Raw genomic sequence first — 15,527 nt, 5'->3', positions numbered from 1 at the left:
TCATTCAGTCGATCTGACGGAGGCCGGTGCGAACTTGTTGGCTAACGCTGATAAGACCTTGCTGTCGATGAGGAGGACTTCCCGCTCGTTGATATGTCCGTGAAGAAACCTCGTACCTTTAGGGATCGATATCAGGCCGCAAAATCGGTGCATGTTGACCTCGCGCCAGATGCTCGAACAGTTGACGCGTGATGGGTTGGAGTTCTTGAACGGCTTGAGAGCACAGCAGAAGTCGTCGCGTCGCCCAGGCGTCAGTGAGTCTGACAAATGCGATCGGCATGGTGCGACGGCAGCGGCGCGCGGCGATCTCGGGAACAATGCCGAAACCCACGCCATCCGCCGCCATCCTGCAAATGCCTTCAAAGGTTCTGAGATGCACGCGCGGCTGCAACCTGTGGCCCGCGCGCGCCGCGTGGTCATTGACATGCTGTTGAAGAGCACCTGCAAAGCCGATCTGGTCTTCGCCGAGGAGTTGAGAAAAGGCGATCCGCCTTTCCCTGGCCATGGGGTGAGTGCTCGACATGACGGCGACGAGACGATCGACCGCAAATGGCGATGTTGTCAGCGGTGAAGTCTCGATCGCGTCGGAGACGATCCCAATCTCCGCCAGTCCGCCTGCTATTGCCTTGACGATCTCGGAACTCGGTCGCTCGGAGAGATTGACGTCGATGCGGGGATGCGCCGCCAGCCACGGTCCAAGACGACCGGGTAGGAATTCGGCCATTGCCGCCGTATTGGCGAAGAGCCTGATCGTGGCCCGGACTCCCCGCGCATGCTCTGACAATTCCGCCTGCATCGCTGCCACCTGGTGCAAAACGAGACGGGCATGATGCGCCAATGCTTCTCCGGCCCGCGTCGCGCTGACGCCCCGCCGCCCGCGATCCAGAAGCGATACGCCGCCGGATGCTTCCATCTGACGGAGTCGCTCGCTTGCCGCAGCCAAAGAAAGATTGGCCGCCGAAGCGCCATGCGTGATGCTGCCAGCCTCCACAACGGCGAGAAAGAGACGTAAATCTGCAAGATCGAAGCGCATGGCGCAAAGATAACACACGGTCAGGCTTCGGAAAAACCGAAGCCTGACGATGGAAGTTCCCGATTGTGGTCAAGCGTCGTATTGCTCTAAGTGGCAGCATGGAGCAGATCAACTTCACCACTGTCACAATCGCCGTCATTTTCTTTGTTGCCGGTTTCGTCAAAGGCGTCACGGGCATGGGCTTGCCCACAGTGGCCACGGGTGCACTCGGCGCGCTCCTTAATCCATTGACGGCGGCCGCGCTGCTGCTCGCGCCATCCTTCGTCACGAATGTTTGGCAGCTTCTTGCCGGTCCACGATTTGGGCCGCTTCTGCTGCGACTGTGGCCCATGATGGCGATGATCGTCATCGGCACGCTGGCCGGCTGCACCCTGCTTGCAGGCGGTAATGCCGGCCGCACCACGATGGCTCTCGGGCTCGCGCTGGTCTTCTACTCAGCCTACACGCTCCTTGCTCATCAGCACCGCGTGCCCTCCCATTGGCAGCCTTGGGCATCGCCTCTGGTTGGGCTGGCAACGGGCGTAATGACAGGTGCTACGGGCGTATTCGTCATTCCCGCCGTTCCGTATCTTCAGGCGCTCGGTTTCGAGCGGGACGAACTGGTTCAGGCATTGGGCCTATCCTTCAGCATTTCGACCATTGCGCTTGCTATCGCCCTTCTCTCCCATGGGACTCTGCCAATCAGCGCACTGACGACGTCGGTGCTTGCCGTCATCCCCGCCCTAGTTGGCATGGTGGCTGGGCAGGCGATCCGCACGCGGATCAGTCAAGATGTCTTTCGGCGTGGATTTCTCGTCTGTCTCCTGATTCTGGGACTGGAAATGGCGCTTCGGCCCCTTCTGTCGCAATGACCGCTTGTGGTGGCACGAGGTGGATGTCAGTTGCTGACAACCCGGTCACGCTGCGTCTGAAGGACCTCGGGGGCCTTGAAACCCTTGCCGGCAAGGCAGGTCACCTGACCATTTGCTTCGCGACTGAAGAAGGCGGGTGCCGTCTCGGATTTCGAGGTGGCGCCTGTTATAGAAAGAAGACTTTGCGGGGAGGGCCTCATGCCGAACAATGATCTTGCGCGATTGATCGAGGCAGCCGATCGCCTCGCTGCCGGTGGGTTCACCATGGGCGCGGATTGGCAGGCGGTACACGAAATCTGCCAGCGTCACGAAGGTGAACAGCCGTTCGACTGGGGTCACGCGCTCTGCCATCGCATCGAAGGCGACGACTGGAATGCCGACTACTGGTATCGTCGCGCTGGAAAGAGACGAGGCGCCGGCTCGATGGCCGACGAGTGGTCGGCGATGCGGACGGAACTCTCTGCAAAGGCTGGAGGCTAACACCCTGACTACGCCGGTTGGAGCATAGTCAGGGTGGGTTGCCCGATTACCTGTTATTTAGTTGCGACCTGACCAGCCTCAGTCCTTTTTCGGTGATCCGGTAGGGTTGGCCGCTCGAGGACTTGATGGCCCTCAGCTGCTTCAGCCTGCGGAAGAGATCGAGATCGACGCCGGGATAGAGCCAGCCATCGCGGGTGAAGCAACTGACTGCCTCGATCTTCCTGTTGTCGTCGCGAGAAATTTCGATGCGGCCGCCTTGGGCCATGAGATGCAGGATGCGCTGCTCCGTGCGAGAAATGTCCATGTGTTGAGATCCGGTATCGCGCCCGGCAGGGCGCACAAAAACGATCTGGCGTTCATTCGAACGTCAGGGCTTCGTTTTTTTCGGGCCCATGCGCGCAAGAAAACTTGCGGGCAGGGCCTTTACCGGGTCTCAGGCAGGCTCAACATAAAACACCTCGATAAGCTTTATTATTCAGCCGGGAAAATTCGGTCAAGAGCGTGCTCTCAGGTTAAAACCGGTCGAAAACCGCAATTTCCAACCATCATCTCCTTGGAGCCACTGGTAAATTTCGCGACTCAATGGTCTAGTTGAGGGGTAACGCGGAGGTGTCGTTGATCCACATTCGCAATGCCCGCGACGGTGAAGCGGAGCTATTGAGCGAGATCGGGCTCAGGGCCTGGCAAAATGCGATGGCGTCGATCGGCGAATCGGACGCGATGATCGATGCAGCGCGCAACGCCTTTCGGAACTTCGTGGAAAACGACTGGCTGACCATCACCGTCGTCGAGCAGAACGGCCAGGTGGCAGGCTGGGCGGCGCGCGAGCGATTGGACGAAACCATCTCGGATTTCTGGATCGATCCTGCCTTCACCCGCCAGGGGCTTGGTTCGGCGCTTCTCGTCCGCATCGAAAAGGAAATCTCCGATCAGGGCTTCGAGAAGGCGGCGATGCAGACCCATTCCGGCAATAGCGAGGCGATCGGCTTCTTCCGGAAACACGGCTATAGCATCCACTGGCTCTCGGTCGCCTATAATCCGAAGCTCGATCGCGATGTGCCCTCGGTCGGACTGACAAAACAGCTCGTTTCCGATGGCGGCGGATACGGGCAGGAATTCTGACGTTTGAAAGGTGCTGCAGGAGGCGGAGGATTGCTTACGGCCGCCGGGCGTGGTTCTCGGCTCATAGCGGGCTATTCGGACGTCACGCAAAAATTGTTGCCTTCGGGATCATTCAATACGCTGTAGGCATCCGTCTCGCGGACGAATGTCGCCCCGAGGGATAGGAGCCGTTCCACTTCTTTTTGCCGATCCGGGGCGGCGATATCGAGATGAACACGGTTGCGGGCGGGACGCTCTCCCTGGCGAAGGTGGAAGCAGAGGCGTGTTCCGGGACCATCGACCATCACCGTCGGATCCGTTTCCGGTGTCAGCCCCAATGCGGCAAGGCGGGCCAGCTCGGCATCGTCATAAGGCATCACTTCGTAGCCATCGAGCGCCGCCGCCCAGAAACGAGCAACTCGCCAGGGATTGTCGCAGTCGATGACGATTTCTTTCAGCCTTGCCATGGCGCTTCTAAAACTTGTCGGATCGACGCTCGGAGACGCGCTCAGCGATCGCCCCGCCGATGGCCGGCAGCAATGCGAAAAGCACGAGCTGTGGTGTTCCCCGCAACGTCAACAGACCGGAAATAGTGAGCGCGAGCAGTAATCCCGCCAGCGTCCCGACCAGATAGGGCAGATAACCCTTCAATAGCGCCTCCCTATCGCGATGGCCAAAATCCAAGCGCATTTGGACTGAAGATAGAGATCACTATGGTATCGACAACTGGGGCGGTCAGAATTCGTGTCGATCGCTCGGCTTATGCCGATGTCGCCGTCCGTGGTGCAGACGGCCTCTCGCCCCAGACAGAAGCCGCCGACGGCAACTCTTGCACAAGGGAAAGCCTTGCACCGCTACGCCATTTCCGTTACCTCACCAGTGGAAAAGAACAGCCTGCAAAGAGTATCAGATGACCCTTGTCGACGTCCGCACGCCTGATCCGAAACGCTTCATCCCCGGCGCCACCGGCGACTGGGAAGTCATCGTCGGCATGGAAGTCCATGCCCAGGTGCTGTCCAATTCGAAGCTCTTCTCCGGCGCCTCGACGGAATTCGGCAAGCCGCAGAATTCGAACGTCTCGCTGGTCGACGCCGCCATGCCCGGCATGCTGCCCGTCATCAACGAGGAATGCGTCAAGCAGGCGGTGCGCACCGGCCTCGGCCTGAAGGCCGAGATCAACAAGCGCTCGGTCTTCGACCGCAAGAACTATTTCTATCCCGACCTGCCGCAAGGCTATCAGATCTCGCAGTTCAAGGATCCGATCGTCGGCGAGGGTAAGATCGTCATTTCGCTTGGGCCGGACCGCCAGGGCCAGTTCGAGGATATCGAGATCGGCATCGAGCGCCTGCATCTGGAACAGGATGCCGGCAAGTCGATGCATGACCAGCATGCGACCATGTCCTATGTCGACCTGAACCGTTCCGGCGTCGCGCTGATGGAGATCGTCTCAAAGCCCGACATGCGCTCGTCCGACGAGGCCAAGGCCTATATGACCAAGCTGCGCTCGATCGTGCGCTATCTCGGCACCTGCGACGGCAACATGGACGAAGGTTCGATGCGCGCCGACGTCAACGTCTCGGTCCGCCGTCCGGGCGAGGGTTTCGGCACGCGCTGCGAAATCAAGAACGTCAACTCCATCCGCTTCATCGGCCAGGCGATCGAATATGAAGCCCGACGCCAGATCGGCATTCTGGAGGAGGGCGGCACGATCGATCAGGAGACCCGCCTCTTCGACCCGAACAAAGGCGAGACGCGCTCCATGCGCTCCAAGGAGGATGCGCACGACTATCGTTACTTCCCCGATCCGGACCTGCTGCCGCTCGAATTCGACGATGCCTTCATCAAGGCGCTCGAAGCCGATCTTCCCGAGCTGCCCGACGACAAGAAGGAGCGTTTCGTGCGCGAGCTCGGCCTGTCGATCTATGACGCTTCGGTGCTCGTCTCCGAGAAGGCGATTGCCGATTATTTCGAAGCGGTCGCCGCAGGCCGTGACGGCAAGACGGCGGCAAACTGGGTGATCAACGATCTGCTCGGCGCCTTGAACCGCACCGGCAAGGATATCGAGGAGACGCCGGTTTCGCCGGCCCAGCTCGGCGCCATCATCGATCTCATCAAGGCGGGAACCATCTCCGGCAAGATCGCCAAGGATCTCTTCGAGATCGTGCTCACCGAAGGTGGCGATCCCGCCCAGATCGTCGAGACGCGCGGCATGAAGCAGGTGACGGATACCGGCGCGATCGAGAAGGCCGTTGACGAGATCATCGCCGCCAATCCCGATCAGGTCGAAAAGGTCAAGGCGAAGCCGACCATGGCGGCATGGTTCGTCGGCCAGGTGATGAAGGCGACCGGCGGCAAAGCCAATCCGCAGGCTGTCCAGGCCCTCGTCAAGGCGAAGCTCGGCATCGAGGAATAAGCGGTGTACTTCGTCCGCACCGCCGGCGAACGCGACGTGGAGAAGGTGCGCGCCCTGCTGGCGGAGAGCTTTCATGCTACCTATGACGACATCCATGGCGCAGCCAAGGTGGATGATCTCATCGCCCATCTCTTTGCGGCGGCGGCGCTGAAGGCGCGGCTGGCGCGAAAGGATGCCGAATTCCTCGTTGCCGATGACGGCCGCAATATTGGCGGCATGGGTTATGCGGCAATGTCGCAGCAATTGACGAAGACGGTCATGCTGCATCTCCTCTACGTCAGGCCGGCGCTGCAGCGCCAAGGTATCGGCCGTGATATCTTCGCCGAGCTCGAAACCTGTTTTCCGGATGCGGAGATCATGCGTCTCGAAGTCGAACCGCAGAATGCAGCGGCGATCGCCTTCTATCTCACGCACGGCTTCACCGAGGTCGGCCGCAACGAGAACAGTGGGGCCGGGCAATCCGGCATTCCCGCGCTGATCTTCGAAAAACCGCTCGAAGGGCATTGAGGCCGTGGCGGGGGAATTGCCCGACATACTCATTCGTCAGGCGCGCAAAGAGGATCTGCCGGCGCTCGTGGCAATCTTTGCCGCCGATGCGCTCGGCGGTCATGGCGATACCACGGAAGCTGAAGCCTTCCCGGATTATGCCAGGGCCTTTGCCGCAATCGAAGCTTCGCCAGACCAGATGCTTTACGTTGCAGAGCGCGGCGGTGAGGTGGTTGGCACGTTCCAGACGATGGTGACGACGTCGCTGACCAGCCGTGGCTCCTCGGCGATGATTATCGAGGCGGTGCAGACGCGGGCCGATCTGCGCGGGCAGGGGATCGGTGCCGCGATGATCGAATTCGCCATTGCCGAGGCAAAAGGCCGCGGCATGCGGCTGGTGCAGCTGACCTCGAATGCCCTGCGTAGGGATGCCCACCGTTTCTACGAAAGGCTGGGCTTCAGGGCCTCGCATCTGGGCTTCAAGATGGCTTTGAAATGACCCGTGGCTGTCGTGGAATCGCTGGACAATTCGGCTTCGCGACGGCATAAGCGAGGGAATGAATTCTGGTTTGGCCCGCACCCGGCGGGCACAAGGAAAAGACATGTGGAATCTTCTGGTTCAAACCTTCACCTGGTGGAACAGTCAGACGATGGGCACGCGTTTTGCGACCTGGCGTTTTGGCAAGCGTGTCGGCGAGGATGAATTCGGTAACGTCTATTACGAAGGCGGCATGTCTTCCTACGGTCTGCCGAAGCGCTGGGTGATCTACAAGGGTTATGCCGAAGCCTCCGCCATTCCGCCGGGCTGGCATGGCTGGATGCATCATCGCACCGACGTTCCCCCGTCCAAGGAAAACTACGTCGCCAAGGAATGGCAGAAGGGGCATCGCCCCAACCTCACCGGTTCGCCGCAGGCTTACCGTCCGCCGGGCTCCATCGCCGTTCCGGGTGAGCGGCCGCGCGTCACCGGCGATTACGACGCCTGGACGCCCGGCAACTGAGACGGCTCGAACGGGCAATCCCAGGCCCGGCTTTTGGCCACAATTGACCTTTACCCGCAGGTTGGCCGCGCTTGACCGCGGCCGTGAACTGAAAATGTCTGGAGACGGGTACATGAAGCTCTTCACGCGGAACATGGTGCTGCGTGCCGCCGGATCGCTGCTGGCGCTTTCGGCCCTGCTTCCGCCGGTTGCGGCAAATGCCGCACGCATCGAAAATTCGGTTGCCGTCTTCTCCGGCCTCGACAAGATCACCGGCCGCATCACGACCTTCGACGTCTATGTCAACGAGACGGTACAGTTCGGCGCGCTGCAGGTGACGCCGAAAGCCTGCTATTCGCGCGACCAGGCGGAGGCGCAGAAGATCGACGGTTTCGTCGAGGTCGACGAGATCACCCTCGACCGCAAGATCCGCCGCATCTTCACCGGCTGGATGTTCGCCGCCAGCCCCGGCCTCAATGCCGTCGAGCACCCGATCTACGACGTCTGGCTGAAGGACTGCAAGACGAGCTCGGACGTCCCGGCGCCTGACGGCGCCAAGGCGACAGCCCGCTAACGCGACCTGACGGCCGCGTTATGCTGTGGGTGTCTTGTTCCCCTTGAAAAGACCCTTGGCAAAGCGAAGCGCACCGGCGAGCACGATGAAGACGAGAACGCCGGCCTTCTTGAAGAAGGCGAGGGCGAGTGCCAGCAATCCTACCTTCGCGGCAATCTTGGCGCCCGCGCCCGCAGCGATCATTCCCGCCATCCCATAGGCCGCGATCTTGTCGCCCTCGACATAGTCGTCATAAGCCATTCCCTTGTCGAACTGTACGAGCTTGGTGACGGTCGGAATGACGCCTTCGATCTCTTTCAACTGATCGAGGCCGGCGACGAAGTTGAATTGAAATACGCCCTGGCGGCCGAACACACGCACGGAATAATTCAGCGTGTGCTGCGGCTGCGTGTCGTCGCCAAAGATCAGATCCCGAGCCCAGTGCATCGCATGCGCAGATCTGTCGTAGTGCGGCGTGGAGGCCCAGCCGACAAGCGTGATCTTCGGAAACCCCCGCTTTTCGCGTTCGGCGTTGTTTTCGCGGATCGCGTCTTTGATGTTCTGCAGCAATTCGTCGTAGTTGGTCGTGGCGGCATCGGCGTCGGAAACATAGCCGTCAGCATTGTATTCGACGGTGGAACCCCAGGCCTCGATATCGGTCGGCGCATATTTTGCAGGGAAGATCATCCCCGTCGTTCCCGCCGCCGCCGGAGGGTTTCCCCAGATATCGACGAGAACCGTCTTCGCGTCGGCAGGGCTGAGATAGTAGAAGTCGGCGGGTACGTTCAGCGTTGCCTTGGCTTCAGGCAGCTTGATCACGCCCTGCTGAAAATCGAGCTTCTCCAGCAATGGTTTTTCCGCGTCGGAAAAATCGCTCCTGTTCGCGAACATCTCTTGGTAAGGGCGCGCGCCAGCCTGACTCGTCAACAAGGCGAAAAGGATCGCGGCTGCAAAATATCGTTTCAAAATTCTATCCCCCGTTGCATTCCGGAGCCTAGCCAAACTAGGTGGAAAATCAACGTTTGGATGAATCAATCGGGCTTAAAACTTAAGGTGTGGCGACTCCATCGCCGTCGCAAGCATCGCGGCATAATCGGCCTTCGGAACGTCGATCGCTCCGAACGTCTTCAGGTGCTCCGTGGTGAATTGCGTGTCGAGCAGGGTGAAGCCCCTTTCCCGCAGCCGGTCGACCAGATGCACGAGGCAGATCTTCGAGGCATCCGTGCGGCGCGAAAACATGCTTTCGCCGAAGAAGGCCGAGCCGAGCGAGACGCCGTAGAGGCCGCCGACCAGTTCGTCGCCATCCCAGGCTTCGACGGTATGGGCATGGCCCATGTCGAAGAGCGTCGCGTAAAGTGATCGGATCGTCTTGTTGATCCAGGTGCTCGGACGCCCGGATGTCTCCTCCGCGCAAGCCGCGATCACCTGATCGAAAGCGTGATCGAAGCGAATCTCGAAGGGTTTCCTGCGCACCGTCTTGGCAAGGCTTTTCGACACATGGAAATGGTCGAGCGGCAGCACGCCGCGCAGCTCCGGTTCGACCCAGAAGATCTCCGGGTCGTCGGCGGATTCGGCCATCGGGAAGAGGCCGATGGAATAGGCGCGCAGGAGAATGTCAGGGGTGATGCCTGGTGACTTCCTGCGCGATCCTGCCATTCCTGTCCTATGCCGCCGGTGTGTTGGCGAGGTAGTGTTCCAGCCAGTGGATGTCGTAGTCGCCGTTGGCGATATCCTGGTTGGAGACGAGATCCTGGAATAACGGCAGCGTCGTATTGATGCCGTCGACGACGAATTCGTCGAGCGCCCGGCGCAGCCGCATCATGCATTCGACGCGGGTGCGGCCGTGCACGATCAGCTTGCCGATGAGGCTGTCGTAATAAGGCGGGATCTTGTAGCCCTGATAGGCACCGGAATCGATGCGCACCCCGAGGCCGCCCGGCGCGTGGAAATGGGTGATCGTGCCGGGCGAGGGAACGAAGGTGCGCGGGTGCTCGGCATTGATGCGGCATTCGATGGCGTGGCCGGAAAAATGCACTTCGTCCTGCGTCACCGAGAGACCGCCGCCGGAAGCGACGCGGATCTGCTCATGCACCAGGTCGATGCCGGTGATCGCTTCGGTGATCGGATGCTCCACCTGCAGACGGGTGTTCATTTCGATGAAATAGAACTCGCCATTCTCGTAGAGGAATTCGATCGTGCCGGCGCCGCGATATTTCAGCTTCTTCATGGCGTCGGCGCAGATCTGGCCGATCTTCATGCGCTGCTCGACGTTGAGTGCCGGCGAATTCGCCTCTTCCCAGACCTTCTGGTGGCGGCGCTGCAGCGAGCAGTCGCGCTCGCCGAGATGGATGGCATTGCCTTCGCCGTCACCGAACACCTGGATTTCGATGTGGCGCGGCTTGCCGAGATATTTTTCCATATAGACGGCATCGTTGCCGAAGGCGGCTGCCGCTTCCGTGCGCGCCGTCGACCAGGCTTCGATCAGGTCGGCCTCGCTCTTGGCGACCTTCATGCCGCGTCCGCCACCGCCGGCCGTGGCCTTGATCAGCACGGGATAGCCGATTTCGGCGGCCGTCTTCAGCGCGTCCTCTTCGGTCTTCACTTCGCCGTCCGAGCCCGGAACGACGGGAATGCCGAGTTCGAGCGCCGTCGTCTTGGCGGTGATCTTGTCGCCCATGATGCGGATGTGGTCCGCCGTCGGCCCGATGAAGGTGATGCCATGGGCATCGAGGATATCGGCGAACTTGGCGTTCTCCGACAGAAAGCCGTAACCCGGATGCACGGCATCGGCGCCGGTGATCTCGCAGGCGGCGACGATCTGGTGGATGTTGAGATAGCTCTCGCGCGAGGAGGGCGGGCCGATGCAGACACTTTCGTCGGCAAGGCGCACATGCATGGCATCGGCGTCGGCAGTGGAATGAACCACGACGCAGGCGATGCCGAGCTCCTTGCAGGCCCGGAGCACGCGAAGGGCGATTTCCCCGCGATTGGCGATGAGGATTTTCGAAATCATGGGCATCGGCCTATTCGATGACCACGAGGGCTTGGCCGTATTCGACGGGATGTCCGTCATCGACGAGGATCTCGGTCACCTTGCCGGACTTCGGCGAGGGGATTTGGTTCATCGTCTTCATTGCTTCGATGATGATGAGCGTCTGGCCTTCCTTGACGGTCGCGCCGACTTCGATGAACGGACGCGCGCCCGGAGCCGGCGCCATGTAGACGGTGCCGACCATCGGAGCATTGACGACGTTGGCGGGGTTACGGGCGGGCGCTGCGGCCGGCGCGGCAGCGGCTGCCGGTGCAGCGGCTGCGGGCGCGGCATAGCTGGGTGCTGCGATCGGCGCCTGGACGTATTGCGGCGTACCGGCGCGCGAAACGCGGATGCGCAGGTCGTCCTGCTCGACCTCGATCTCTGTCAGATCCGTATCGTTGAGAATATTGGCGAGATCGCGGATCAGTGCCTGATCGATACCCGATTTCTTTTCAGCCATGGTGTTGCCCTGTCTTCTTCTTATGCCGTGATGTTCTTCAGCGCGTGGAGCGCCAGGATGTAGCTGTGAGTCCCGAAGCCGCAGATCACGCCCTTGCATGCCGGCGCGATCATCGACTTGTGACGGAATTCTTCCCGTGCATGCACGTTGGATATGTGGAGCTCGATGACGGGAATGGAAATGGCGCGGATCGCATCATGCAGCGCGACCGATGTATGCGTATAGGCGCCCGCGTTGATGGCAACGCCGGCGGCCTTTTCATCTGCCTCGTGGAACCAGTCCACAAGCGTGCCTTCGTGGTTGCTCTGCCGGAAATCGATATCAAACCCGAGATCGCGGCCGGCGGCCTTGCAGTCGGCTTCGATGTCCTTCAGCGTCTTGCCGCCATAAATGCCGGGCTCTCGTTTACCCAGCATGTTCAGGTTGGGGCCGTTCAGGACAAAAATCGTTTGCGTCATCGAATGTTCCGTAAAATGTACGACGGCAACCTATAGACTCCGCGAAGGCCGAATGAAAGCCCTTACGGATTGGCCAGCGGGAATCACGCCACATTTGTCCACATGGCTGAAACGCTTCGATTTTGGCGATTTGATGGGCGGCCGATCGGCGGCTGGTTTGCTCAGCAGGCAGTCTTGCCGCAACTGCGCATGTTCTTGACCTTGGCTTCGAGATCGTCGAGCCCGACGGCGCCCGGCACCAGTTCGTTGCCGATCACATAGGAGGGCGTGCCGCTGATGCCGAGGCTGGAGGCGAGCTGGTAGGTCGCCTGGACGATACCGTCATTCGGGCTCTTTGCCATTTCGGCGCGGATCTTGTCCTCGCTGACACCGAGCGAAGCGGCGACCGCGATCGCTGTTTCGTCGGAGGCGCGGCCCTCGGTGCCGAGAAGGGCGACATGGAAATCGGCATATTTCTCCGGCGCCAGCTTGCGGAAGGCATCGGCTACCTTGTGGGCGGCGACCGAATCCGGTCCGAGGATCGGAAACTCCTTGAGCACGAAGCGGACGTTCTTGTCCTTCTTCAGCATCGCCTGCATGTCGGGAAGTGCGTGCCGGCAATAGCTGCAATTGTAATCGAAGAATTCGACGACGGTGACATCGCCCTTGGGATTGCCGAGCGTGACGTCGTTCTTCGAATCGAAGATGTCGGCGGTGTTCTCTTCGATCGCCATATTGGCCTTCACCAGCCGCTGGGCTTCCTGCTTTTTCTGCAGCGCATCCTGGACTTCGATCATGATCTCGGGATTCTCGATCAGATATTGCTTGATGAATTCGCCGAACTCCTTCTTCTGCTGGTCGTCGAGCGCCGCCGCCGGAAGCGGAAGGGCGATCGATGCGGCAAGCGCCAGTGCGGTGAAGGTTTTCGGGAAGAATGCCATGATATCCTCGTCAGCGGCGGTGTGGCCGTCTCTTTGTCGAGAAGACCGTCGCCGGGTTAATGGACTTGAATGCGTCGCGTCAAGGTACGGCGCGTCCGGTTCTCATGAAACAGGAATTTTTCATCCCCGCGCGGGCCTCGCGGGATTGTGATGAGCCGATTAATACGGCAATTGTCGGGCCGTCATTGAAGAAGCCGAGTGAGAAGCGATCTTGTTTTCCATATCGAAACGCAGCGAAGTCGAGCCTTTTCACGCCATGGACGTCCTGGCGGAGGCGACGAAACGGCGCGCAGGCGGTCATCCCGTGATTTCGATGGCGGTCGGTCAGCCCTCGCATCCGGCGCCTCAGGCAGCCCTCGAGGCGGCGCGCGCCGCACTTGCCGACGGCCGGATCGGTTATACCGATGCGTTGGGGACGGCGCGGTTGAAATCCGCACTTGCCTGGCACTACAGGGATCGCCACGGCCTGGAGATCGATCCCGCGCGCATCGCCATCACCACCGGCTCCTCGGCGGGCTTCAATCTCGCCTTCCTGTCGCTCTTCGATGCCGGCGATGCGGTGGCGATCGCAAGGCCCGGTTATCCCGCCTATCGCAATATCCTCGGCGCGCTGGGCCTGAAGGTTCTCGAAGTGCCGGTCACGGCCGAGAGCCACTTCACCCTGACGCCGCAAAGCCTGGAAGTGGCACAGAAGGAAAGCGGCCTGACGCTGAAAGGCGTGCTGCTTGCAAGCCCCGCCAACCCGACCGGCACGGTGACCGGCCGCGAGGGGCTGAAGGCGCTTGCCGACTATTGCGCCGCCCATTCCATCGCCTTCATCTCCGATGAAATCTACCACGGGCTGACCTTTGCCGGCGAAGAGGCGAGCGCGCTGGAGTTGACCGACGAGGCGATCGTCATCAATTCTTTCTCCAAATATTATTGCATGACCGGCTGGCGGATAGGCTGGATGGTGCTGCCGGAACGGCTGGTGCGGCCGATCGAGCGGGTGGCGCAGAGCCTTTATATTTCGCCGCCCGAGCTCTCCCAGATCGCCGCCACCGCCGCTCTCGGCGCCGGCGCCGAGCTGGATCGTTACAAGGCAAGCTATGCCGCCAACCGCGAGCTGCTGATGCGGCGCCTGCCGCAGATCGGCCTTTCCATCGCCTCGCCGATGGACGGCGCCTTCTACGCCTACCTCGACGTCACCCGCTTTTCCAATGACAGCATGGGCTTTGCCAAACGCATGCTCGCGGAAATCGACGTCGCGGCAACGCCCGGCCTCGACTTCGATCCGCTGGAAGGACATCGAACCCTTCGCCTGTCCTATGCGGGCTCGGAAGCCGAGATCGCCGAGGCGGTAGAACGAATCGCAGCTTGGTTGAAGTAGCGGACCGGCAGCCGGCTGCTCGCTCTCCTATCGGCTAGCTTCGCGACGAAAACAGCGAGGCGAGCGTCGAAGCCGGCTTGTTGTTCAGCCGCGGCACGACCACAAGCTGCTTGATGTCGCCGCGCTTGTAGGCGGCGAGGAAGCGCTTGTAGTCCTTGAAGGAGACGCAGCCGTTGGAATCACCGTTCCTGCCGAGCATGTAGGTGTGAGCCAGCAGGCCGACGCGGTCAAAGATGGCGTCCGAACCCTCGACCGGTGTCAGGCGCAACGCCTCGACGCCATGGAAGAGGCTCTCGCGCATGGTGAGGACATAGGTGTGCGGCGGTGTCGGTCCGCGCATCTTCTTGTTCACGTAGCGCGGGTTGTCGCGCATTTTGCCGAGGCCGGAATGGGCTTCCAGCCGTTCGCCGTTCGGCAGATAGACGGTGCTGTTCTCGATATCGTAGATCGCCACGCCTGCGCGCAGTTTGGGCGAAAAGACCGGCTTGTCGTAACGCGGCACGGCATCGTCTTCGTCATCTTCGATCGGCGAGTTCGGCTGGGCGTAGGCAAGTGCCGGCTCGCCAGCGCGCTGCGAACCCTTGGCGGTCGGCGCCGGTTTGCCGACGAGGCCATCGGGACGCGCCATCGGCAGCGGCACGGAACCTTCATCCGGGGCCAGGACGAGATCGAAGGGCGGCGCTTCTTCCGCGGCGGCAACCACGACAAGTGCGGGTTCCGAGGCGGGAATGGAGGCGGTTCTGACGGGAGATGCGTCCGGCTCGACCGGAGCCGGCCCGATCTGCCGGGGTCCGGCATCGGCAAGCGCAAGCAGGGCCGGGACTTCGGCTGCGGCGATGGCCTCTTTCGAGGGAATAATGATCCGGTCGCTATCGCCTTCTTCTGGCTCTACCGAGGCAAGCTCGACCGGCGGCGGCGCGATCACATCATCCTTGCGGAATTTGGCGCTGTCGGAAATCGCGGCGACGACCGGTTGCTCGGCAGCTATGGTGAGCCGATTGTTCTTTGTCAGAGACGCCAGCGCCGTTGCCGCGGCGGCGGTCTTTTCGGCATGGGATTGGATGAGGCTCGCCGTTAGCGGCATCTTCGGTTTCGCGTCAAAGGGAGCCAGCCGATCGGCCTTGCCGACATGAATCAGCCGCTCATGGTGTGACGGCGGCGCCAGCTTCGGCGCGGTCCCGACCTGTGTCAGGCGATCAGACGGAGAATAGGGCACGGCCATCGAATGCATCGTCGCGAAAGTCGCGATCAGCCATGTGGAGGTCAGAAATCCGGCGCCGACGACACCGTAAAGAAAACCGCGAGATCTGCGCCAACGGAAAGCAGATCCGCCAAGAGGGGTGACGTTATCGAACGTCCCGACCGCAAACGCCATACTACACTCGTCTT

The 15,527-nt window shown here is 61.0% G+C and carries 20 protein-coding genes; 9 read left to right on the top strand and 11 right to left on the bottom strand.

Going from position 1 to position 15,527, the window contains the following annotated elements; genetic code table 11:
* Nucleotides 1-118: 118 nt before the first annotated feature.
* Nucleotides 119-1,033, bottom strand: coding sequence for a LysR substrate-binding domain-containing protein (locus FHT69_RS08585; RefSeq protein WP_183905222.1), 915 nt, complete (start codon nucleotides 1,031-1,033; stop codon nucleotides 119-121).
* 98 nt (nucleotides 1,034-1,131) lie between these two features.
* Here FHT69_RS08585 and FHT69_RS08580 point away from each other — a divergent pair, with 98 nt between their 5' ends.
* On the top strand, nucleotides 1,132-1,884 hold the full coding sequence (locus FHT69_RS08580) for a sulfite exporter TauE/SafE family protein (protein WP_183905221.1): 753 nt from the start codon (nucleotides 1,132-1,134) through the stop codon (nucleotides 1,882-1,884).
* Nucleotides 1,885-2,082: 198 nt separating this feature from the next.
* Nucleotides 2,083-2,364, top strand: a complete 282-nt coding sequence (locus tag FHT69_RS08575) for a hypothetical protein (RefSeq protein WP_047614833.1) — start codon at nucleotides 2,083-2,085, stop codon at nucleotides 2,362-2,364.
* Nucleotides 2,365-2,410: 46 nt separating this feature from the next.
* Here FHT69_RS08575 and FHT69_RS08570 read toward each other — a convergent pair whose 3' ends face one another.
* Nucleotides 2,411-2,668, bottom strand: a complete 258-nt coding sequence (locus tag FHT69_RS08570; protein ID WP_047614835.1) for a YjhX family toxin — start codon at nucleotides 2,666-2,668, stop codon at nucleotides 2,411-2,413.
* A gap of 311 nt (nucleotides 2,669-2,979) precedes the next feature.
* On the opposite strand from FHT69_RS08570, the gene FHT69_RS08565 reads away from it, so the two are divergent.
* Nucleotides 2,980-3,486, top strand: a complete 507-nt coding sequence (locus tag FHT69_RS08565; protein WP_047615690.1) for a GNAT family N-acetyltransferase — start codon at nucleotides 2,980-2,982, stop codon at nucleotides 3,484-3,486.
* A 71-nt stretch (nucleotides 3,487-3,557) separates the two neighbouring features.
* On the opposite strand, the gene FHT69_RS08560 is transcribed toward FHT69_RS08565, so the two are convergent.
* On the bottom strand, nucleotides 3,558-3,932 hold the full coding sequence (locus tag FHT69_RS08560) for a VOC family protein (protein WP_047614836.1): 375 nt from the start codon (nucleotides 3,930-3,932) through the stop codon (nucleotides 3,558-3,560).
* A gap of 7 nt (nucleotides 3,933-3,939) precedes the next feature.
* Nucleotides 3,940-4,116, bottom strand: a complete 177-nt coding sequence (locus FHT69_RS08555; protein WP_165932246.1) for a hypothetical protein — start codon at nucleotides 4,114-4,116, stop codon at nucleotides 3,940-3,942.
* Between the two features lie 259 nt (nucleotides 4,117-4,375).
* Between FHT69_RS08555 and gatB the strand changes: the two genes are divergently transcribed.
* The 5 genes from gatB to FHT69_RS08530 all read left to right on the top strand — a co-directional run bounded on the left by gatB (nucleotide 4,376) and on the right by FHT69_RS08530 (nucleotide 7,918).
* Nucleotides 4,376-5,878, top strand: a complete 1,503-nt coding sequence (gatB, locus tag FHT69_RS08550) for an Asp-tRNA(Asn)/Glu-tRNA(Gln) amidotransferase subunit GatB (protein WP_183905220.1) — start codon at nucleotides 4,376-4,378, stop codon at nucleotides 5,876-5,878.
* A gap of 3 nt (nucleotides 5,879-5,881) precedes the next feature.
* Nucleotides 5,882-6,385 (top strand): GNAT family N-acetyltransferase, encoded by a 504-nt coding sequence (locus FHT69_RS08545; RefSeq protein ID WP_097594600.1) that lies wholly within the window; start codon nucleotides 5,882-5,884, stop codon nucleotides 6,383-6,385.
* 4 nt (nucleotides 6,386-6,389) lie between these two features.
* Nucleotides 6,390-6,863, top strand: a complete 474-nt coding sequence (locus FHT69_RS08540) for a GNAT family N-acetyltransferase (protein WP_063475479.1) — start codon at nucleotides 6,390-6,392, stop codon at nucleotides 6,861-6,863.
* Nucleotides 6,864-6,966: 103 nt separating this feature from the next.
* The gene (locus FHT69_RS08535) at nucleotides 6,967-7,365 is read left to right on the top strand and encodes an NADH:ubiquinone oxidoreductase subunit NDUFA12 (protein ID WP_047614845.1); all 399 of its coding nucleotides are present in this window, start codon (nucleotides 6,967-6,969) and stop codon (nucleotides 7,363-7,365) included.
* A 112-nt stretch (nucleotides 7,366-7,477) separates the two neighbouring features.
* On the top strand, nucleotides 7,478-7,918 hold the full coding sequence (locus FHT69_RS08530) for a DUF2155 domain-containing protein (protein WP_183905219.1): 441 nt from the start codon (nucleotides 7,478-7,480) through the stop codon (nucleotides 7,916-7,918).
* An 18-nt stretch (nucleotides 7,919-7,936) separates the two neighbouring features.
* On the opposite strand, the gene FHT69_RS08525 is transcribed toward FHT69_RS08530, so the two are convergent.
* The 6 genes from FHT69_RS08525 to FHT69_RS08500 all read right to left on the bottom strand — a co-directional run bounded on the left by FHT69_RS08525 (nucleotide 7,937) and on the right by FHT69_RS08500 (nucleotide 12,769).
* Nucleotides 7,937-8,863: a DUF2167 domain-containing protein gene (locus tag FHT69_RS08525; RefSeq protein WP_183905218.1), complete on the bottom strand. Its 927-nt coding sequence runs from the start codon at nucleotides 8,861-8,863 to the stop codon at nucleotides 7,937-7,939.
* A gap of 75 nt (nucleotides 8,864-8,938) precedes the next feature.
* A complete protein-coding gene (gene aat / locus FHT69_RS08520; RefSeq protein ID WP_183905217.1) occupies nucleotides 8,939-9,553 on the bottom strand; it encodes a leucyl/phenylalanyl-tRNA--protein transferase in 615 nt (204 codons plus the stop codon).
* A gap of 7 nt (nucleotides 9,554-9,560) precedes the next feature.
* A complete protein-coding gene (gene accC, locus FHT69_RS08515) occupies nucleotides 9,561-10,916 on the bottom strand; it encodes an acetyl-CoA carboxylase biotin carboxylase subunit (protein WP_174824496.1) in 1,356 nt (451 codons plus the stop codon).
* Nucleotides 10,917-10,920: 4 nt separating this feature from the next.
* The gene (gene accB, locus FHT69_RS08510) at nucleotides 10,921-11,391 is read right to left on the bottom strand and encodes an acetyl-CoA carboxylase biotin carboxyl carrier protein (protein ID WP_097594597.1); all 471 of its coding nucleotides are present in this window, start codon (nucleotides 11,389-11,391) and stop codon (nucleotides 10,921-10,923) included.
* Between the two features lie 20 nt (nucleotides 11,392-11,411).
* Nucleotides 11,412-11,849, bottom strand: coding sequence for a type II 3-dehydroquinate dehydratase (gene aroQ / locus FHT69_RS08505; protein ID WP_047614855.1), 438 nt, complete (start codon nucleotides 11,847-11,849; stop codon nucleotides 11,412-11,414).
* A 161-nt stretch (nucleotides 11,850-12,010) separates the two neighbouring features.
* Nucleotides 12,011-12,769, bottom strand: coding sequence for a DsbA family protein (locus FHT69_RS08500; protein ID WP_047615707.1), 759 nt, complete (start codon nucleotides 12,767-12,769; stop codon nucleotides 12,011-12,013).
* 211 nt (nucleotides 12,770-12,980) lie between these two features.
* Here FHT69_RS08500 and FHT69_RS08495 point away from each other — a divergent pair, with 211 nt between their 5' ends.
* Nucleotides 12,981-14,138 (top strand): pyridoxal phosphate-dependent aminotransferase, encoded by a 1,158-nt coding sequence (locus tag FHT69_RS08495; protein WP_183905216.1) that lies wholly within the window; start codon nucleotides 12,981-12,983, stop codon nucleotides 14,136-14,138.
* 34 nt (nucleotides 14,139-14,172) lie between these two features.
* Here FHT69_RS08495 and FHT69_RS08490 read toward each other — a convergent pair whose 3' ends face one another.
* Nucleotides 14,173-15,513 carry a DUF2778 domain-containing protein gene (locus FHT69_RS08490; protein WP_183905215.1) on the bottom strand — a complete coding sequence of 447 codons (1,341 nt, stop codon included), beginning with the start codon at nucleotides 15,511-15,513 and terminating at the stop codon, nucleotides 14,173-14,175.
* Nucleotides 15,514-15,527: the final 14 nt, after the last annotated feature.

Source organism: Rhizobium sp. BK008 (assembly GCF_014197345.1).
GTDB classification, from domain to species: domain Bacteria; phylum Pseudomonadota; class Alphaproteobacteria; order Rhizobiales; family Rhizobiaceae; genus Rhizobium; species Rhizobium anhuiense.
The sequence above is the reverse complement of the archived record's forward strand: the minus strand, read 5'-3'. Positions and strand labels throughout refer to the sequence as shown.

What these genes read in the sequence shown, in the direction of transcription:
- FHT69_RS08585 (WP_183905222.1), bottom strand. Translation starts at nt 1,033, where the DNA reads ATGCGCTTCGATCTTGCAGATTTACGTCTCTTTCTCGCCGTTGTGGAG.
- FHT69_RS08560 (WP_047614836.1), bottom strand. Translation starts at nt 3,932, where the DNA reads ATGGCAAGGCTGAAAGAAATCGTCATCGACTGCGACAATCCCTGGCGA.
- gatB (WP_183905220.1), top strand. Translation starts at nt 4,376, where the DNA reads ATGACCCTTGTCGACGTCCGCACGCCTGATCCGAAACGCTTCATCCCC.
- FHT69_RS08535 (WP_047614845.1), top strand. Translation starts at nt 6,967, where the DNA reads ATGTGGAATCTTCTGGTTCAAACCTTCACCTGGTGGAACAGTCAGACG.
- FHT69_RS08530 (WP_183905219.1), top strand. Translation starts at nt 7,478, where the DNA reads ATGAAGCTCTTCACGCGGAACATGGTGCTGCGTGCCGCCGGATCGCTG.
- accC (WP_174824496.1), bottom strand. Translation starts at nt 10,916, where the DNA reads ATGCCCATGATTTCGAAAATCCTCATCGCCAATCGCGGGGAAATCGCC.
- FHT69_RS08580 (WP_183905221.1), top strand. Translation starts at nt 1,132, where the DNA reads ATGGAGCAGATCAACTTCACCACTGTCACAATCGCCGTCATTTTCTTT.
- accB (WP_097594597.1), bottom strand. Translation starts at nt 11,391, where the DNA reads ATGGCTGAAAAGAAATCGGGTATCGATCAGGCACTGATCCGCGATCTC.
- aat (WP_183905217.1), bottom strand. Translation starts at nt 9,553, where the DNA reads ATGGCAGGATCGCGCAGGAAGTCACCAGGCATCACCCCTGACATTCTC.
- FHT69_RS08575 (WP_047614833.1), top strand. Translation starts at nt 2,083, where the DNA reads ATGCCGAACAATGATCTTGCGCGATTGATCGAGGCAGCCGATCGCCTC.
- FHT69_RS08570 (WP_047614835.1), bottom strand. Translation starts at nt 2,668, where the DNA reads ATGGACATTTCTCGCACGGAGCAGCGCATCCTGCATCTCATGGCCCAA.
- aroQ (WP_047614855.1), bottom strand. Translation starts at nt 11,849, where the DNA reads ATGACGCAAACGATTTTTGTCCTGAACGGCCCCAACCTGAACATGCTG.
- FHT69_RS08500 (WP_047615707.1), bottom strand. Translation starts at nt 12,769, where the DNA reads ATGGCATTCTTCCCGAAAACCTTCACCGCACTGGCGCTTGCCGCATCG.
- FHT69_RS08490 (WP_183905215.1), bottom strand. Translation starts at nt 15,513, where the DNA reads ATGGCGTTTGCGGTCGGGACGTTCGATAACGTCACCCCTCTTGGCGGA.